Source organism: Bacillus sp. TH30 (assembly GCF_016650875.1).
Taxonomy (GTDB): domain Bacteria; phylum Bacillota; class Bacilli; order Bacillales; family Bacillaceae_G; genus Bacillus_A; species Bacillus_A mycoides.
In genome coordinates this window covers 269,134-287,655 of the sequence record NZ_JAEKEY010000002.1, presented here as the reverse complement: position 1 = coordinate 287,655, position 18,522 = coordinate 269,134, and the positions used below count along the sequence as shown (strand labels likewise).

The 18,522-nt window shown below is 35.5% G+C and carries 11 protein-coding genes and 1 pseudogene; 10 read left to right on the top strand and 2 right to left on the bottom strand.

Annotated elements, in window-relative coordinates:
• Positions 1 to 7 precede the first annotated feature (7 nt).
• The gene (locus tag JFU20_RS03715) at positions 8 to 145 is read right to left on the bottom strand and encodes a hypothetical protein (RefSeq protein ID WP_002012757.1); all 138 of its coding nucleotides are present in this window, start codon (positions 143 to 145) and stop codon (positions 8 to 10) included.
• Positions 146 to 628: 483 nt separating this feature from the next.
• On the opposite strand from JFU20_RS03715, the gene alr reads away from it, so the two are divergent.
• Together alr and JFU20_RS03705 are read left to right on the top strand one after the other, a co-directional pair.
• The gene (alr, locus tag JFU20_RS03710; RefSeq protein ID WP_002012758.1) at positions 629 to 1,825 is read left to right on the top strand and encodes an alanine racemase; all 1,197 of its coding nucleotides are present in this window, start codon (positions 629 to 631) and stop codon (positions 1,823 to 1,825) included.
• Between the two features lie 219 nt (positions 1,826 to 2,044).
• Positions 2,045 to 2,343 (top strand): annotated as a pseudogene (locus tag JFU20_RS03705) (ArsR/SmtB family transcription factor).
• Between the two features lie 63 nt (positions 2,344 to 2,406).
• Here JFU20_RS03705 and JFU20_RS03700 read toward each other — a convergent pair.
• Positions 2,407 to 2,592 (bottom strand): YkvS family protein, encoded by a 186-nt coding sequence (locus JFU20_RS03700; protein WP_002012762.1) that lies wholly within the window; start codon positions 2,590 to 2,592, stop codon positions 2,407 to 2,409.
• A gap of 652 nt (positions 2,593 to 3,244) precedes the next feature.
• Here JFU20_RS03700 and JFU20_RS03695 point away from each other — a divergent pair.
• The 8 genes from JFU20_RS03695 (at position 3,245) to JFU20_RS03660 (ending at position 18,491) form a co-directional block, all read left to right on the top strand.
• On the top strand, positions 3,245 to 4,447 hold the full coding sequence (locus JFU20_RS03695) for an L-lactate MFS transporter (RefSeq protein ID WP_002085734.1): 1,203 nt from the start codon (positions 3,245 to 3,247) through the stop codon (positions 4,445 to 4,447).
• Positions 4,448 to 5,075: 628 nt separating this feature from the next.
• Complete coding sequence (gene dhbA, locus JFU20_RS03690) at positions 5,076 to 5,861, top strand: 2,3-dihydro-2,3-dihydroxybenzoate dehydrogenase (protein WP_002012767.1); 786 nt, start codon at positions 5,076 to 5,078, stop codon at positions 5,859 to 5,861.
• 26 nt (positions 5,862 to 5,887) lie between these two features.
• Positions 5,888 to 7,087 (top strand): isochorismate synthase DhbC, encoded by a 1,200-nt coding sequence (gene dhbC, locus JFU20_RS03685; protein WP_201038348.1) that lies wholly within the window; start codon positions 5,888 to 5,890, stop codon positions 7,085 to 7,087.
• Between the two features lie 12 nt (positions 7,088 to 7,099).
• Complete coding sequence (locus tag JFU20_RS03680; RefSeq protein WP_002168442.1) at positions 7,100 to 8,716, top strand: (2,3-dihydroxybenzoyl)adenylate synthase; 1,617 nt, start codon at positions 7,100 to 7,102, stop codon at positions 8,714 to 8,716.
• 24 nt (positions 8,717 to 8,740) lie between these two features.
• Positions 8,741 to 9,634: an isochorismatase family protein gene (locus tag JFU20_RS03675; protein ID WP_002012770.1), complete on the top strand. Its 894-nt coding sequence runs from the start codon at positions 8,741 to 8,743 to the stop codon at positions 9,632 to 9,634.
• Between the two features lie 33 nt (positions 9,635 to 9,667).
• Complete coding sequence (locus tag JFU20_RS03670) at positions 9,668 to 16,828, top strand: amino acid adenylation domain-containing protein (protein WP_002012771.1); 7,161 nt, start codon at positions 9,668 to 9,670, stop codon at positions 16,826 to 16,828.
• Positions 16,825 to 17,049: an MbtH family protein gene (locus tag JFU20_RS03665; RefSeq protein WP_000184075.1), complete on the top strand. Its 225-nt coding sequence runs from the start codon at positions 16,825 to 16,827 to the stop codon at positions 17,047 to 17,049. The genes JFU20_RS03670 and JFU20_RS03665 overlap by 4 nt, the downstream gene beginning before the upstream one ends.
• Positions 17,049 to 18,491, top strand: coding sequence for an MDR family MFS transporter (locus tag JFU20_RS03660; protein WP_002012775.1), 1,443 nt, complete (start codon positions 17,049 to 17,051; stop codon positions 18,489 to 18,491). Before JFU20_RS03665 ends, JFU20_RS03660 begins: the two co-directional genes overlap by 1 nt.
• Positions 18,492 to 18,522: the final 31 nt, after the last annotated feature.

Below are 18,522 nucleotides of genomic sequence, written 5' to 3'. Positions count from 1 at the left end.
TACGGATTTATTTTTCCTCCTGGTTTTCTACCTTTTCCGTTTTAGAAGCAAATCCGCTTTTAAACCCATCGATAAAATTACAACCACTTAATGAAAATACAAATACACATATAAGACCAACTAAAATACCCTTTTTGTAATTCACTTTAAAACAGCCTCCTAATTATCAATTCGCAAACTATATATTACTATATTTAAATGGTCAATATAAATTAAAATTACCTTAAAAATGAATTGTTAAATTATATAGTTGTAGGACATGACGTCATCTTATGAATATTTTTATACAGTAGATATATTTATTACTCATATAGTATTACTTCGAAAAGCAATTGTATTACAAAGAGGTATATCTATACCTCTCCACCATACCACTAGAATGTAAAAATACATAATGTGTGTACCTTTTTGGATAGGTGAAGATATGTAAAAATATGAGGGTGAGAGTGAATGTGATTTTTAACGATTTTAGCTCACGGAAGGCTACGAGGTAAAAATAACTGAAGGAATACTAAAAAAATAATAACCGACGGATTTTCGTTTGAATACTAATGACTTTTACGGATTCATGAACTTGGCTCTTCAGGAAGAGCATTTTTGATAGCTTAATATAGGAGGTAAATAAATTATGAACGTTAACTACGGTAGACATACTATTATTGAAGTTGATTTAAATGCACTGCAACGTAATTTCCAACAGTACAAACAAGCTATTCCATTTGGTACAGCAATTATGACAGTTGTAAAAGCGAATGCCTATGGACACGGGGCAGTTCCGATTGCGAAGGCGGTAACAGAGGCAGGCACAAGTCACTTGGCAGTTGCGTTTGTAGATGAAGGAATTGAACTTAGAGAAGCTGGTATAACTGTACCAATATTAATCTTTGGATACACACCGTATGAAGCGATAGTAGATGCAATTACGTATGATTTAAGCATGACAGTATATACAATTGAGGATTTGCATGCTATAGAAGAGGTTGCTTCACAAATGGAAAAGAATGCGTACATCCATATTAAAATTGACACTGGAATGAGCCGACTCGGTTTACAACTTAATGAAGTCACATTGTTTTTACAAACATTAAAGTGTACAAAATATATTCAGGTTGAAGGAATGTACACGCACTTCGCTTGTGCAGATGAAAGGGATAAAATGTATACTCTCATGCAACAAGAGGTATTTCAAAAAGCCGTAAGCAAAGCAGAAGAGTTACAAATTGTTATTCCATGGATTCATGCCAATAATAGTGCTGCTACAATTGATATGAGAGAAACAAAAGGAAATATGGTCCGCCTTGGAATCGCGTTATACGGTCTCTATCCATCTGCAGATGTCAATCAAGAAGCTATTTCGTTACAGCCTATCCTGATATTTAAATCAAAAGTTGCGCATATCAAAAAAGTAAAAAAAGGAAATGGGGTTGGCTATGGAGCAACATATACAGCGACAGGAGAAGAATGGATTGCGACGATACCGGTTGGATATGCGGATGGTGTCAGCAGGCAACTCTCGAATAAAGGGTTTGTATTAATAAAGGGTATGAAAGTTCCTATTATAGGACGTATTTGTATGGACCAGTTAATGTTGGACGTAACAAAAATCATGCCAATACATGTTGGTGATGAGGTGGTCTTTTATGGTAATCAAGGCGAGGAATCAATAAGTGTAGATTGCGTTGCAGATATATTAAGTACAATTAATTATGAGATTACTTGTATGTTAAGTAGAAGGATACCTCGCATCTATATAAAAGACAATAAGCCAATCGAAATAATAAATGAACTACGAAGAAGTCCTATCAGTTTATGTATAAATGAATGAAGAATCTTCACCATAAATTTATGCTAACTTCACATGCAGCACAAATTGGAATTGTATTATGTATATGTACCAAATAAATAAAATTACATAGCATTGCTGCTTTTAAATAATTAAAATCCTATTATTTCTATATAAGGGTCTTAATTGTATATTAGAGATAATATTTTATTTAGAAGCAGATTTTAATAAAAAGGAATTCAAATAAAAGGGGAATGTCTTATGACAACATATACGAGCGAGATAAAAAAAGTTTAGTAACTGAAGAAGATGTGGATATTTTAAAAATAATGGCGCATCCAATACGATTACAAATTGTAAATGAATTAAGTGCACGCAAAACTTGTAATGTAACACAATTAACAGAAATATTGAATATTCCTCAATCGACTGTTTCGCAGCATTTATCAAAAATGAAAGGTAAAGTGCTAAGAGCTGAGAGAAGAGGGTTAGAAATTTATTATTATATTAATAATTTAAAAGCAAGCAAGATTGTTAGTGTTTTAGGATATGTAAATTAATGAATTGTTATTATACAAAATAGCCTCCGCTGTTAAGCAGGGGCTATTTTGTATTGTATTGTTTTATTTATTTGCATTTAAAATTTTATAGTTTTTATGATTTACAATTGTTCGGTCAAATTCAAAAGTACCACCGCTTACATCTGTGACTTCAACTAAGACCGATTCAGTGTATAGTTTTAGTACAGATGCTGTGATCTTTAAGTTATTTCGTTGAAATAGTATAGTATCGCCTACGTTTGCTTTCATAGTACCTCCTTATAAAAGTCAGAAATGTTTGTTTATTATATATATTAAACCACGTATAGATATATTAGTGAATGTTTAGTTTTATTTATCAATAAAATATTTGTTGTTTAGTAAAAATTAAAGTGCAACATTATGTAAATGAATTATATATTTTCTATTTTTATGTATAAAATTGTAAAAAAACGTTGTAATTCTGTATGTTTCGTTAAAAAAACAAGATATATGGGAGTTAAAATGTATAAAAGATGGAATTTTTGATTACAAGACTATTAAATGATTTGTATCAAGAAATACAGACGCAACATGTTATAAACGTTGAAGAGTTAAATAAGAATAGGATAAGCAAAATATTGAAGTCCAGCCATGGATAATTCGATAATTTTTTTGGTAAAAGAGGATGTGAAAGCTCTGTAAGTCGTATTAATGTAAAACATTATAAAAACTACTACGTATTTAACAAGTAGTTTTTTGTATTTCACCCTTCGTTTTCTGTAACTGATTCCATATTTTTGACGCTCCATCTTGTAAGTGCTTACATAAGCGAAAACATCCTATACAATGAAGTTGTTAAGTCGAATGAGGTGGCGAAAATAAAAATAAAAAAAGCATATTTAGCGAATAGCATTGAAATAGAAAGAGGAGGAGAGATGGTATGAAAAAATCATCGGTTAATCCATGGCTTGTTGTCCTTGGAACAGTCATAGTACAAATGGGGCTTGGTACGATATATACATGGAGTTTATTCAATCAGCCCTTAGTGAGTAAATACGGTTGGAGTCTTAACGCTGTTGCTATAACTTTCTCAATTACTAGCCTGTCTTTAGCGTTTTCAACTTTGTTTGCGAGTAAATTGCAAGAAAAATGGGGACTTCGTAAACTTATTATGATAGCTGGACTAGCATTAGGAATTGGATTAATACTTAGTTCACAAGCTTCCTCATTAATATTGCTTTATGTACTAGCAGGGGTTGTTGTAGGTTATGCAGATGGTACAGCATATATCACTTCATTATCCAATTTAATAAAGTGGTTTCCAAAGCGTAAAGGTTTAATTGCTGGTATTTCTGTCTCTGCATATGGTTCGGGTAGCTTAATTTTTAAATATATTAACGCACAGTTAATTGAATCAGTTGGTGTATCACAAGCGTTTATATACTGGGGTTTAATTGTTACAGCTATGATTGTCCTTGGTGCTTGTTTAATCCATCAAGCTGCAGATCAAGGAGCAGTTCATGAAACAAAAACTCAGGAATATACAACGAAAGAAATGTTAGGCACAAAACAAGTATACTTATTATTTATTATGTTATTTACATCATGTATGAGTGGCTTATACTTAATTGGTATGGTAAAAGACATTGGTGTTCAACTTGTAGGGCTTAGCGCAGCGACAGCAGCTAATGCGGTGGCTATGGTTGCAATCTTCAATACATTAGGTCGTATTATTTTAGGACCGTTATCAGATAAAATCGGCCGTTTAAAAATCGTTACTGGTACATTTGTTGTTATGGCAGCTTCAGTCTTGGTTTTAAGTTTCGTAGATTTAAATTATGGTATCTACTTCGTATGTGTAGCAAGTGTAGCGTTTTGCTTTGGTGGAAATATCACTATTTTCCCAGCTATCGTTGGTGATTTCTACGGTATGAAAAACCATAGTAAGAACTACGGAATTGTGTATCAAGGATTTGGATTTGGAGCGCTCGCTGGTTCCTTTATCGGTGCAGTTCTAGGTGGATTCAAACCAACTTTCATGGTGATCGGCGTATTATGTGTCGTATCATTTATTATCGCACTTTTAATCCAAGTGCCTAAGCAGAAAAAAGAAAAAGAAGAAGAGTATCGCAGTGTAGCGTAAGTATATAAATCTTCTTTAACACTATGTTTACTAAAAAGCACCCTATTTAATAGGGTGCTTTTTTATGAATTACAACATGTGGAATTTTCTAGAGGCAAAAAAATGAGTAAAGTATCCGTTTGGATTATATTGGAATATCATAAATTGATATATTATATTCGAAATACTTATTAAATCTTAAATTATAAACACGACATGCATCGGTAATTGCAAGATATACTTTCTCGATATTTTCAGAAAAATGTTGAGAAAATATATACTTGAGTTTTTGGTAAGGCTTTGTAAATGAAGGTATCTACAGTTTATCTTCTTCAATTTTAAAAAGAGGAGTACGAATTAAATTTTTTAATGTAAGTACTTATTAATGCTTTTAGATGTAATTGTATTGAGAAGTACTAAAATATTTTATCTGAAAAATAAAAATAGGTTGACAAGTTTATTGAGAAAGATTATCATTTCGATGTAAGAATATTAAATGAAAAACATTATCAATGAATAATATTTTGATGAAAAGTACACTTGACCAATTAGTTTAGTAAGTGTATTATTTTTACATTGATAGTGATAATCGTTATCATTATCGCTATTTGTTTAATTAGATCAATTTTCAAATGAAAGGATAGAGGAAATGAACTTAGGGGAATTTGATGGAAAAACGGTTTTAGTAACAGGTGCAGCTCAAGGTATAGGCAGTGTTGTTGCCAAAATGTTTTTAGAAAGAGGAGCTACAGTTATTGCGGTTGATCAAAATGAAGAGGGGTTAAACGTACTCTTAAATGAAAATGAATTAAATGAAACACGTATGAAAACATTTCATTTAGATGTGAGTGATAGTACCGCTGTTGAAGATATGGTAAACGGTATTGAAAATGATATAGCACCAATAGATATATTAATAAATGTTGCAGGGGTATTACGTATGGGACCAATTCACTCTTTAAGTGATGAAGATTGGAATAAAACCTTCTCTGTAAATTCTACAGGAGTTTTCTATATGTCTCGAGCAGTAAGTAAACATATGATGCAAAGAAGGTCAGGGGCAATTGTTACAGTTGGTTCAAATGCGGCAAATACTCCGAGAATGGAAATGGCTGCGTACGCTGCATCAAAAGCTGCAACGACAATGTTTATGAAGTGTTTAGGATTAGAGCTTGCAGCATACAATATTCGCTGCAACTTAGTTTCTCCTGGTTCTACTGAAACTGAAATGCAAAGATTACTATGGGCTGATGAGAATGGAGCTGAAAATATAATTGCTGGTTCTCAAAATACATATAGACTCGGTATTCCGTTACAAAAAATTGCACAACCTTCAGAAATTGCTGAAGCAGTATTGTTTTTAGCTTCTGATAAAGCGAGTCATATTACAATGCACAATTTATGTGTCGATGGCGGAGCTACATTAGGAGTTTAATAAAAAATTCAGGAGGTTTTAATACTATGAATGAACTTATAGCCGTAAAGGAACTGTCAGAAAAATTATTAGAAGATTATAAAACTGAATCTTCGTTCTTTTTCGCTTCACCAACTCGAACGATATTGACAGAAGGAGAGTTTACTACAGTAAAACATCATGAAATTGAAAGTTTTCCAGAACTTGTACAAGCGGTATTAAGTAATGCAAAACAAGCCGGAAATCCGAATCCTATCGTTGTTGGTGCTTTGCCTTTTGATCGTAGAAAAGAAGTTCAACTTATCGTACCAGAACATAGTAGAATTACTGAGCGTTTACAGTTAGAGACAACAAATGAGATAAAACGAAATGAGAAACTGACATTTGAAATGACACCGGTTCCAGCTCCTGAAGTTTATATGGATGGTGTGAAGCAAGGAATAGCAAAAATTCAGGACGGAGATTTAAGAAAAATCGTTCTATCCAGATCATTGGATGTTAAGTCTTCCGAGAAAATTGATCAACAAAAACTACTCCGTGAATTAGCGGAACATAATAAGCACGGCTACACATTTGCTGTTAATTTGCCGAAAGATGAAAACGAGTACAGTAAGACGTTAATTGGAGCAAGTCCTGAATTACTTGTTTCACGTCATGGTATGCAAGTAATTTCTAATCCGTTGGCTGGCTCAAGACCACGAAGTGAGGATCCAGTAGAAGATAAAAGAAGGGCAGAAGAATTACTTTCTTCTCCAAAAGATTTACATGAACATGCGGTAGTAGTTGAATCGGTTGCCGCTTCGCTTCGCCCTTACTGTCATATATTACATGTTCCAGAAAAACCCTCAGTTATTCATAGTGAAGCAATGTGGCATTTGTCTACGGAAGTGAAAGGTGAACTAAAGGACCCAAATACGTCTTCTTTAGAATTAGCAATTGCCCTTCATCCAACGCCAGCAGTTTGCGGAACTCCAATGGAAGAAGCGAGAGAGGCTATTCAAAAAATTGAGCCATTTGACCGTGAATTCTTTACAGGAATGTTAGGGTGGAGCGATTTAAATGGAGATGGCGAATGGATTGTTACAATTCGTTGTGCTGAAGTGCAAGAGAATACACTTCGCTTATATGCAGGTGCTGGAGTTGTTGCTGAATCAAAGCCAGAAGATGAGTTAGCAGAAACATCAGCTAAGTTCCAAACAATGTTGAAGGCTTTAGGGTTAAGAGATAATTCGCTGAATGAAAAATAGGGGGAAGAAAGAATGTTAATAGGTTATACGGAATGGCCAAAAGAATTTGCCAATCGCTATCGAGAAGAAGGGTGTTGGCTTGGAGAAACATTTGGTTCGATGTTAAAAGAGCGCGCTGAAAAATATGGGGATCAAATTGCGGTTGTAAGTAGTAATACGCATATAACGTATAGTGAACTTGATAAAAAGGTAGATCGCTTAGCTTCAGGTTTACTGAATTTAGGAATAAAGAAAGAAGACCGAGTTGTAATCCAGTTACCTAATATTATAGAGTTTTTCGAAATATGCTTTGCGCTATTTCGCATTGGAGCACTCCCTGTTTTTGCACTACCTTCTCATCGCAGTAGTGAAATTAGTTATTTTTGCGAGTTTGGTGAAGCGAGTGCTTACGTTATTTCAGATAAGGCTCTCGGCTTTGATTATCGAAAACTAGCAAGAGAAGTGAAAGAGAAAGTTCCCGCTTTACAACATGTAATCGTAGTGGGGGAAGAAGAAGAATTCGTGAACATAACTGATCTTTATATGGATCCGATTCCGTTACCAGAAGTTCAGCCAAGTGATGTTGCGTTTCTCCAATTATCAGGAGGGACGACAGGACTTTCTAAATTAATTCCTAGAACACATGATGACTATATTTATAGTTTACGTGTTAGCGCTGACATTTGTAATTTAAATGCAGAAAGTGTCTATATGGCAGTTCTTCCAGTAGCACACAATTACCCGATGAGTTCTCCAGGGACATTTGGAACTTTCTATGCGGGTGGAAAAGTAGTATTGGCAACTGGAGGTAGTCCAGATGAGGCATTTGCTCTTATAGAAAAAGAAAAAGTTACGATTACAGCGCTCGTTCCACCATTAGCAATGATTTGGCTTGATGCGGTATCTTCCCGTAATAACGATTTATCAAGCCTGCAAGTTATTCAAGTAGGCGGTGCGAAATTTAGTGCCGAAGTTGCGAAGCGTATACGCCCTACATTCGGATGTACGTTACAGCAAGTGTTCGGTATGGCGGAAGGGTTAGTAAATTACACAAGACTAGATGATCCAGAAGAAATCATTATTCATACACAAGGTAGACCGATGTCTACATTTGATGAAGTTCGAGTTGTTGATGAACATGATAATGATGTTAAGCCTGGTGAAGTAGGTAGTTTATTAACAAGAGGGCCATATACAATTCGTGGCTATTATAAAGCGGAAGAGCATAATGTAAGATCATTTACAGAAGATGGTTTTTATCGCACAGGTGATCTTGTAAAAGTAAATGAACAAGGTTACATCATTGTAGAAGGAAGAGATAAAGATCAAATTAACCGTGGTGGTGAGAAGGTTGCTGCGGAAGAAGTTGAAAATCATCTATTAGCACATGATGCAGTACATGATGTAGCAATTGTATCTATGCCTGACGATTATTTAGGAGAACGCACTTGCGCTTTTGTTATCGCTCGTGGACAAGTCCTAACTGCAAACGAATTAAAAATGTTCTTAAGAGAACGTGGTATAGCAGCTTATAAGATTCCAGATCGAATTGAATTTATTGAATCATTCCCACAAACAGGTGTTGGAAAAGTAAGCAAAAAAGAATTACGTAAAGTCATTGCTGAAAAACTTATTACAGTAAAACAATAATAAAAATCGGAAGGAAGTGATTAGATGGCTATCCCATCTATTTCAGTATATAAAATGCCAATTGAATCAGAACTACCAAAAAATAAAGTGAATTGGACGCCAGATCCGAAACGTGCGGTTCTTCTAATCCATGACATGCAAGAATATTTTCTTGATGCATATAGCGATAAAGAATCGCCAAAAGTAGAACTAATTTCAAATATTAAGGTGATAAGAGAAAGATGCAAGGAACTTGGTATACCAGTTGTTTATACAGCACAACCTGGTGGACAAACGTTAGAACAACGAGGGTTATTACAAGACTTTTGGGGTGACGGTATTCCTGCTGGACCAGATAAAAAGAAAATTGTCGATGAGCTTACTCCAGATGAGGATGATATATTCCTAACCAAATGGAGATATAGTGCATTTAAAAAGACGAATCTATTAGAAATTTTAAATGAGCAGGGAAGAGATCAACTTATTATTTGCGGTATTTATGCGCATATTGGCTGCCTTTTAACAGCTTGTGAAGCATTTATGGATGGTATAGAGCCATTTTTTGTAGCAGATGCAGTTGCTGATTTTTCACTAGAGCATCATAAACAAGCATTGCAGTATGCATCAAATAGATGTGCAGTAACGACATCAACAAACTTACTATTAAAAGATTTACAAAGTGTAAAAAGCGATGAGAGTGAAGGAATCACTTTACAGAAAGTACATGAACTAGTTGCACAACTACTCCGTGAGCCAGTAGAGAGTATTGAAGTTGATGAAGACTTATTAAATAGAGGACTTGATTCGGTCAGAATTATGAGTTTAGTAGAGAAATGGCGTCGCGAAGGGAAAGAAATCACTTTTGCAGATTTAGCAGAACGTCCAACTGTTGATGATTGGTACCGTTTACTATCTTCACAAGCAGCACAAGTGCTGTAACAAATAGACTACATAATAAAGGGGTAGTAAAGAATGCCTAATAGTCAAAAGATTCGTCATTCGTTATCATCTGCGCAGTCTGGTATGTGGTTTGCGCAACAATTAGATCCGCTTAATCCGATTTATAATACTGGGGAATATATAGAAATAAACGGAGATATTAATCATGAAATTTTCGAGTTAGCTGTACGTAAAGTGGTAAAAGAAGCAGAAGCACTTCATGTTCGTTTCGAAGAGGATGAAATTGGCCCATGGCAAGTTATTGAGGAATCGTCAACGTTTCATATGCATTTTATTGACGTTCGTAAAGAAGAAAATCCTGAAGAAGCTGCTAAAGTATGGATGAAAAATGATTTATCTGTACCGATAGATTTAAAAGAAGATAAATTATTTACTGAAGCACTTATTCAAGTTGAAAATAATCGTTTCTTTTGGTATCAGCGCATCCATCACATTGTGATGGATGGCTATGGATTTTCACTTCTTAGCCAAAAGGTAGCGAATGAGTATACATCACTTATAGAAGAAACAAATAAGAATGAAAAGCCATTTGGTTCTCTTGCAAAAATTGTACAAGAAGATAATGAGTATCGTGAATCTAAACAATTTCAGGAAGATCGTACTTTTTGGCTAGAAAAGTTTGCAGATGAACCGGAAGTTATAAGTTTAGCAGAACGAGCGCCGAGAACATCAAATGGATTTTTACGAGAAACTGCTTATCTATCAAATGCTAGTACAAAAACTTTACTAGAAGATATTAATATTTCGTTAACGAGTTGGCCCGAATTTGTTGTAGCCGTAACGAGTATTTACATGCATAAATTAACAGGTGCAAATGATATTGTTTTAGGTTTACCGATGATGGGGCGTCTTGGTTCTGTATCTATTCATACACCAAGCATGGTAATGAATTTAGTTCCACTTCGTCTAAAGTTAACTCCAAATATAACTTTTGCAGAATTAATACAGCAAGTTTCTAAAGAAATTCGAGACGTACGTCGTCATCATAAATATCGTCATGAGGAATTAAGAAGAGACTTAAAGTTACTAGGTGAAAATCAAAGGTTGTTTGGACCGTTAGTGAATGTTATGCCTTTTGATTATGGGCTTAACTTTGCTGGGAATCGTGGTATTACACATAATTTATCAGCAGGACCTGTTGATGATTTATCGATAAATGTATATAAACGTTTCGATGAAAATGAGTTAATGATTCATTTTGATGCGAATCCGGAAGTATATAACGGCGCGGAACTAGCATTGCATAAAGAAAGATTTATGAGTCTATTAGAATTAGTGATAAATAATTATCATAAAGACGAGCCGATTGGAAAAATAAACATTACTCTTCCTGAAGAAAATCATAAAGTTTTATTGGAATGGAATGAAACGAAGAAAGCTGAAGAGCTAATTAATCTACCTATATTATTTGAAAAACAAGTACAAAAAAATCCAAATAAAATAGCAGTTACTTGTAACGGGATAAAACTTACGTATAAAGAGCTAAATGAACGAGCGAATGAACTAGCACACTATTTATTAGAAGAAGGAATAGAAGTAAATCAGTTTGTAGCCTTAGTATTTCCAAGATCAATAGAAATGGTAGTTAGTATGCTAGCAGTTCTAAAGGCTGGTGCAGCGTATTTACCGATAGATCCAGAATACCCAGCCGAGCGAATTCATTATATAGTAAATGATGCAAATCCAGTTTGTATCATAACACATTCATCTGTTTCATCTACTTTAGTTATAGAAAATGATATTAAAGAAATCATATTAGATAGCGAAGAAACGAAAATAGCGTTAAAAACATATTCTCATATGAATCTACCATTTAAAAATGATGAATCACTTTTAAACCAAGCTTATACAATTTACACTTCAGGATCAACCGGAAATCCAAAAGGTGTAATTGTTACTATGAAAGGTTTAAGTAACTTCTTATTAGCTATGAAAGATATGTTTTCATTAAATGAAAACGATCATTTATTAGCAGTTACAACGTTTGCGTTTGATATTTCTGCTCTAGAAATTTATTTACCTCTTATTAGTGGTGCAAGTTTAACAATTGCACAAAAAGAGGTAATCCAAGAGCCTTCTGCATTAACGACATTGTTACAAGAAGAAAGAGCGACAATTATGCAAGCTACACCGACGCTCTGGCAGGCGTTAATAACTGAATATCCAGAGAGGTTACAAAGGCTAAACGTACTCGTTGGCGGTGAAGCTCTTCCGGCACATTTAGCAAATAAATTAAAAGAATTAGGTTGCTCTATAACTAACTTATATGGACCAACTGAAACGACTATTTGGTCTACTTTCATAAATATTGATGACAGTGAAAATGGTATACCTCCTATTGGAAGACCAATTTGGAATACAGAAGTGTACGTTTTGGATGCAGGGTTACAGCCTGTTCCACCTGGAGTTATCGGTGAATTATATATTGCAGGAGAAGGACTTGCGAACGGATATTTAGGAAAACCAGCGTTAACGGCTGAACGGTTTGTTGCAAACCCTTATGGGAAAGCTGGAGCACGTATGTATCGCACAGGTGATCTTGTGAAATGGCGTAACGATGGTGTGTTAGAGTACATTAGTCGCGCAGATCATCAAATTAAAATTCGCGGTTTCCGAATTGAATTAGCTGAAATTGAAACGGTATTACAACGACATGAAAATATTCAACAAGCGGTAGTAATGGTACGAGAAGATCGCCCAAATGATAAACGAATCATTGCGTATATCGTTGCCGAAGAGAAGGAACCAATTAATCTTTCAGAAATTCGTTCTTATGTTTCAGAAAGTTTAGCGAATTATATGGTACCATCGGCATTTGTTGTGCTAGAAGAATTACCATTAACGCCAAATGGTAAGGTTGATAGAAAGAAATTACCTGCTCCTGATTTTAATGGAATGAACAATGAGAGAGTTGCTAGAAATCCGAAAGAAGAAATATTATGTGATTTATTTGCTGAGGTACTTGGTGTTTCACGAATTAGTATAGATGATAATTTCTTTGAAATGGGCGGCCATTCGCTTCTTGCATCTCGTTTAATGGCAAGAATTCGTGAAACGTTAAGTGTAGAATTAGGAATCGGAAAGCTATTTGAATTACCAACTGTTGCTGAATTAGCGAAACAATTGGATCATGCAAAAAGCGCAAGACCAGCTATTAAGAAAGTAAGTAGGCCAAATGAAGTTCCACTTTCATTTGCACAGCGCAGGTTATGGTTCTTAAATTGTTTAGAAGGTCCAAGCCCTACTTATAATATTCCGTTAGTCATTCGTATGTCTGGAAAATTGAATGAGGAAGCACTGCAAGGTGCCTTTTATGATGTAGTGAAGAAACATGAAACACTTAGAACAATTTTCCCTAATGTATTAGGTAGTTCATATCAGGAAATTTTAAATATGGAAGACTTAAATCTAGAAATGATTATAACAAAAACATGTAAAGATGAATTAGAAAGTGTACTTTCAGAGGCGGTAAAATATAGCTTTAACCTTGATGTTGAGCCAGCAGTTCGTTTACAACTTTTTAAAGCGAGTGAAAATGAGCATGTATTACTAATTCTTTTACATCATATTGTAGGAGATGGCTGGTCATTACAACCGTTAACGAGAGACTTTACAGCGGCTTATAAAGCACGATGTCAAGGTGATAGTGTTCAACTAGAAACCCTTCCAGTTCAATACGCAGATTATTCACTATGGCAACAACAGCTATTAGGTGATGAAACAAAACCAGACAGTATTATTTCAACACAATTAGATTTTTGGAAAGAAGAGTTAAAAGGTTTACCAGATCAAATGGAGTTACCTACAGATTACCAGCGCCCAATTGAAACTAGTTATCGCGGGGAAACAATTCATTTTCATTTAGATGAAGGTATGCATAGTAGGTTAGTGGAGCTCGCTCGTAAAAATGGAGTTAGTTTGTTTATGGTGTTGCAAGCAGGACTAAGTGCCTTATTTACAAGATTAGGTGCTGGAACTGATATACCATTAGGTAGTCCGATTGCTGGAAGAAATGACGATGTACTCACGGATATAGTTGGTTTATTTGTAAATACATTAGTGTTACGCACAAATACATCAGGAGATCCAAGTTTTAAAGAATTATTAAATAGAGTGAAACAGGTAAACCTTGCAGCTTATGAAAATCAAGATGTTCCATTTGAACGACTTGTTGAAGTGTTAAACCCAGTACGAACTCGAAATAGCCATCCGCTGTTTCAAGTTATGTTAGCTTTCCAAAATACGCCAGAAGCAACGTTTAATGTACCGGATTTAGAAGCAAGCCTTGAAATTCAAAGTGTTGGTTCTGCAAAATTTGATTTAACATTTGAAATTAGCGAGAGTAACGGAGTTGATGGTACTCCAAACGGCTTACACGGATTGTTAGAGTTTAGTACCGATTTATATAAACGTGAAACGGTTCAAAAACTAATAGAACGATTCATTCTATTATTAGATGATGCAGAGAAACATCCGGATCAATCAATTGGTAGATTAGAAATATTAACTTTAGCAGAGCGAAATACAGTTTTAGAAAAGTGGAATGGTGGTTTTCAAATTGTACCTGAAATGACATTGCCACAATTATTTGAAAAGCAGGCTCATGTAAATCAAAATTCTATTGCTGTCGTCTTTGAAGATGAAAAGCTAACTTATGAAGAGTTAAATAGAAAAGCGAATAAAATAGCTCGTTTGTTAATAGCGAAAGGAATCGGTCCTGATCAACTTGTTGCTTTAGCGATGCCGAGATCTTTAAATATGGTTGTAAGCTTACTTGCTGTTCTTAAAGCTGGTGCGGGATACCTTCCGTTAGATCCGGATTATCCGTCAAATCGTATCTCATTTATGCTACACGATGCGAAACCATCATGTGTTTTAACAAATTCAGATGTGGAAATTGAATGTGATGAAGCACTAAAGATTTTAGTTGATGATGTGAACGTAATAGAAGAAATTGAGAAATATAGTGAAGACAATATAGATGAAATGGAGCGCATGAAGCCGTTATCTCCTTCACATATTGCTTACGTTATTTATACGTCAGGCTCAACAGGTAGACCGAAAGGGGTTATGATACCTCATCAAAATGTAGTAAGACTTTTAGGAGCAACTGATCATTGGTTCCAATTTGACGCAGACGATGTGTGGACGATGTTCCATTCATACGCTTTTGATTTCTCGGTTTGGGAAATTTGGGGAACTTTATTATATGGAGGGCGTTTAGTTGTAGTACCACATACTGTAAGTCGCTCGCCGAAAGAATTTTTACAACTGCTTGTTAAGGAAAAGGTGACTGTTTTAAACCAAACTCCATCAGCGTTCTATCAATTGATGCAAGCCGATCGTGAAAATGAAGAGATTGGTCAAAAATTATCTTTACGATATGTTGTTTTTGGCGGAGAAGCACTTGAACTAAGTCGATTAGAAGATTGGTATAGTCGTCATCCTTATAACGCACCGAAGCTTATTAATATGTACGGAATAACGGAGACGACGGTACATGTTAGTTATATTGAATTAGATGAAAGTATCGTATCTTTACGAGCAAATAGTTTAATCGGGTGCAGTATACCGGATCTTAAAGTATACGTATTAGATAACTATTTACAACCGATGCCACCTGGAGTAGTTGGAGAAATATATGTTGCAGGTGCAGGGCTCGCTCGTGGATATTTAGGAAGAGCAGGATTAACTGCTGAACGTTTTATCGCAGATCCATTTGGTAAGCCAGGTACAAGAATGTATCGTACAGGAGACCTAGCGCGCTGGCGTCAAGATGGGACGTTAGATTATATAGGACGTGCAGATCATCAAATTAAAATTCGTGGATTCCGAATTGAATTAGGGGAAATAGAAGCGGTAATAATGAAACATCCTAAAGTTGAACAAGTAGCTGTTATTGTACGGGAAGATCAACCAGGGGATAAACGATTAGTTTCTTATATCGTCGCATCAAATAATGAAACGATCGATACGAATGAAATGCGTCAGTATGCTGGAGGTAGTTTGCCAGATTATATGGTTCCATACGCTTTTGTAGTAGTAAATGAGTTACCTTTAACTCCAAACGGTAAATTAGATAGAAAGGCATTGCCAGCTCCAGAATTTATTGCATCATCTTCTAGCCGCGGACCGAGAACACCGCAAGAAGAAATGTTATGTGACTTGTTTACAGAAGTTTTAAGTGTGTCTCAAATTGGAATTGATGATGGATTCTTTGATCTTGGTGGTCATTCACTTCTTGCAGTGCAGCTGATGAGTCGCATTAAAGAGGCACTTGGAGTTGAACTAAATATCGGAACTTTATTTGCAGCACCTACTGTTGCAGGGCTTGCTGAAAGACTTGAAATGGGGAATGGTCAAAGTGCACTTGATGTGTTGCTTCCATTACGAGCAAGCGGAGATCAATTACCACTATTTTGTGTACATCCAGCAGGTGGATTAAGTTGGTGCTATGCAGGACTTATGAAATCTTTAGGAACAGATTATCCAATCTATGGTGTACAAGCACGTGGTATCGCTGAAAATGAAGAACTTCCAAAAAGCTTAGAGGAGATGGCGGCGGATTATTTAAAACACGTTCGTGAAATACAGCCTCACGGACCATATCGTTTACTCGGATGGTCGCTTGGAGGAAATGTTGTTCATGCTATGGCGGCGCAACTTCAAAATGAAGGGGAAGAAGTAGAATTACTCGTTATGCTGGATTCGTATCCTGGTCACTTCTTACCGAATACGGAAGCACCTACTGAAGAAGAAGCGTTAATCGCATTACTTGCTTTAGGTGGATATGATCCAGATAACATGGATGGTAAACCACTTACTATGGAAAGTGCGGTTGCAATACTTCGCAAAGATGGAAGTGCATTAGCAAGTCTTGAGGAAGAGACTATTTTAAACTTGAAAGAAACATATGTAAATTCAGTAGGGTTGTTAGGGAAATACGTGCCAAAAGTTTATAACGGGGATATTTTATTCTTTAGATCTACTGTTATACCAGACTGGTTTGATCCTATTTCTCCAAATACGTGGCTAAATTATTTAGACGGGGAAATCGTGCAGCATGACATTGATTGTAGACATAAAGATTTATGTCAGCCAGGTCCACTTACAGAAATTGGACAAGTGCTAGCGAAATATTTGCAGAATAAGAAAGGGGTAAGTAAAGTATGACGAATCCATTTGAAAATGATAATTACACATATAAAGTATTAATGAATGAGGAGGGCCAGTATTCTCTCTGGCCTGCCTTTCTCGATGTACCAATTGGATGGAATGTCGTACATGAAGAAGCTAGCAGACAAGTTTGCTTAGAATACGTTGAAGTTAACTGGAATGATTTAGAGCCGAAAAAAAATCAAATTAGCGAAAAAATATTAGTAGGAAAACAATAATGAAAGTAAAAATAAATCCAAAAGTAGTTGTAAGCATCGTTTATATAACAGCGATGTTTATGGCTGCGATGGATGCAACGATTGTGAATGTAGCACTGCAAACGATAAGCAAAGAACTGCAAGTGCCCCCATCTGCAATGGGGACTGTAAATGTTGGGTATTTAGTTAGCTTAGCTATTTTCCTTCCGATTTCTGGTTGGTTAGGAGATCGCTTTGGTACGAAAAAAGTATTTTTAACTGCCCTTTTCGTTTTTACAATTGCATCTGCACTATGTGGAATTGCTAATGATATTACTTCATTAAACATTTTTCGTATCATTCAAGGTGCTGGTGGCGGATTTTTAACACCAGTCGGGATGGCGATGTTATTCCGAACATTTTCACCAGAGGAAAGACCAAAAATTTCTCGATTTATTGTACTTCCAATTGCTGTAGCACCAGCGATCGGACCAATTATTGGCGGTTTCTTTGTAGATCAAATGTCTTGGCGCTGGGCATTTTATATTAATCTGCCGTTTGGTATCATTGCGTTGCTATTTGGACTTCTATTTTTAGCAGAGCATATTGAAAAATCGGCTGGTCGTTTTGATTCTCTCGGTTTTGTTCTTTCAGCACCAGGTTTTGCGATGCTCATCTATGCACTCAGTCAAGGCCCGTCAAAAGGTTGGGTTTCTCCAGAAATAATTAGTATTGGGATAGCTGGGATTGTATTACTTACATTGTTTATTATTGTAGAACTTAAAGTAAAGCAACCGATGTTAGATTTACACTTATTAAAAGAACCGGTCTTTAGAAAAATGAGTCTTATTTCGTTGTTTTCATCAGCTGGTTTACTAGGAATGTTATTTGTTTTTCCGCTTATGTATCAAAATGTAATAGGAGTTTCCGCGCTGGAATCGGGTCTTACTACATTCCCAGAGGCGATTGGATTAATGATTTCTTCGCAGATTGTACCATGGTCATATAAGAAATTAGGAGCTCGAAAGGTAATCTCTATTGGATTAGTAAGTACGGCGGTTATCTTTATTTTATTAAGTTTTGTAAATCATGATACGAATCCATGGCAAATTCGGGCACTATTGTTTGGCATTGGTATTTTCTTAGGTCAATCTGTCGGTGCGGTTCAATTTTCTGCTTTTAACAATATTGCACCACCTTCTATGGGGAGAGCAACTACTATATTCAATGTGCAAAACCGATTAGGATCTGCAATAGGAGTTGCTGTTTTAGCTAGTATACTATCTGGTTTTGGAATTAATAACGTACAGAATAATGCACAGTCAGATTTCTTACCATATCAAGCAGCATTAATTGGATCAGCAATATTTTTACTCATAGCATTACTATTTTCTTTACGTATTTCCGATAAAGAGGTAATGTCAAAGAAGAATAAAAAGCCGTTATCTGTATTACAAAAAGAGAAAGAAGTTGTAAATGAATGAGTTGCAGCATGCTAATACTCTTTTAAAATAA

Bases quoted from the DNA above. Each gene is read 5' to 3' on its own strand.
- alr (WP_002012758.1), top strand. From the start codon at position 629: ATGAACGTTAACTACGGTAGACATACTATTATTGAAGTTGATTTAAAT.
- JFU20_RS03700 (WP_002012762.1), bottom strand. From the start codon at position 2,592: ATGAAAGCAAACGTAGGCGATACTATACTATTTCAACGAAATAACTTA.
- JFU20_RS03695 (WP_002085734.1), top strand. From the start codon at position 3,245: ATGAAAAAATCATCGGTTAATCCATGGCTTGTTGTCCTTGGAACAGTC.
- dhbA (WP_002012767.1), top strand. From the start codon at position 5,076: ATGAACTTAGGGGAATTTGATGGAAAAACGGTTTTAGTAACAGGTGCA.
- dhbC (WP_201038348.1), top strand. From the start codon at position 5,888: ATGAATGAACTTATAGCCGTAAAGGAACTGTCAGAAAAATTATTAGAA.
- JFU20_RS03680 (WP_002168442.1), top strand. From the start codon at position 7,100: ATGTTAATAGGTTATACGGAATGGCCAAAAGAATTTGCCAATCGCTAT.
- JFU20_RS03675 (WP_002012770.1), top strand. From the start codon at position 8,741: ATGGCTATCCCATCTATTTCAGTATATAAAATGCCAATTGAATCAGAA.
- JFU20_RS03670 (WP_002012771.1), top strand. From the start codon at position 9,668: ATGCCTAATAGTCAAAAGATTCGTCATTCGTTATCATCTGCGCAGTCT.
- JFU20_RS03665 (WP_000184075.1), top strand. From the start codon at position 16,825: ATGACGAATCCATTTGAAAATGATAATTACACATATAAAGTATTAATG.
- JFU20_RS03660 (WP_002012775.1), top strand. From the start codon at position 17,049: ATGAAAGTAAAAATAAATCCAAAAGTAGTTGTAAGCATCGTTTATATA.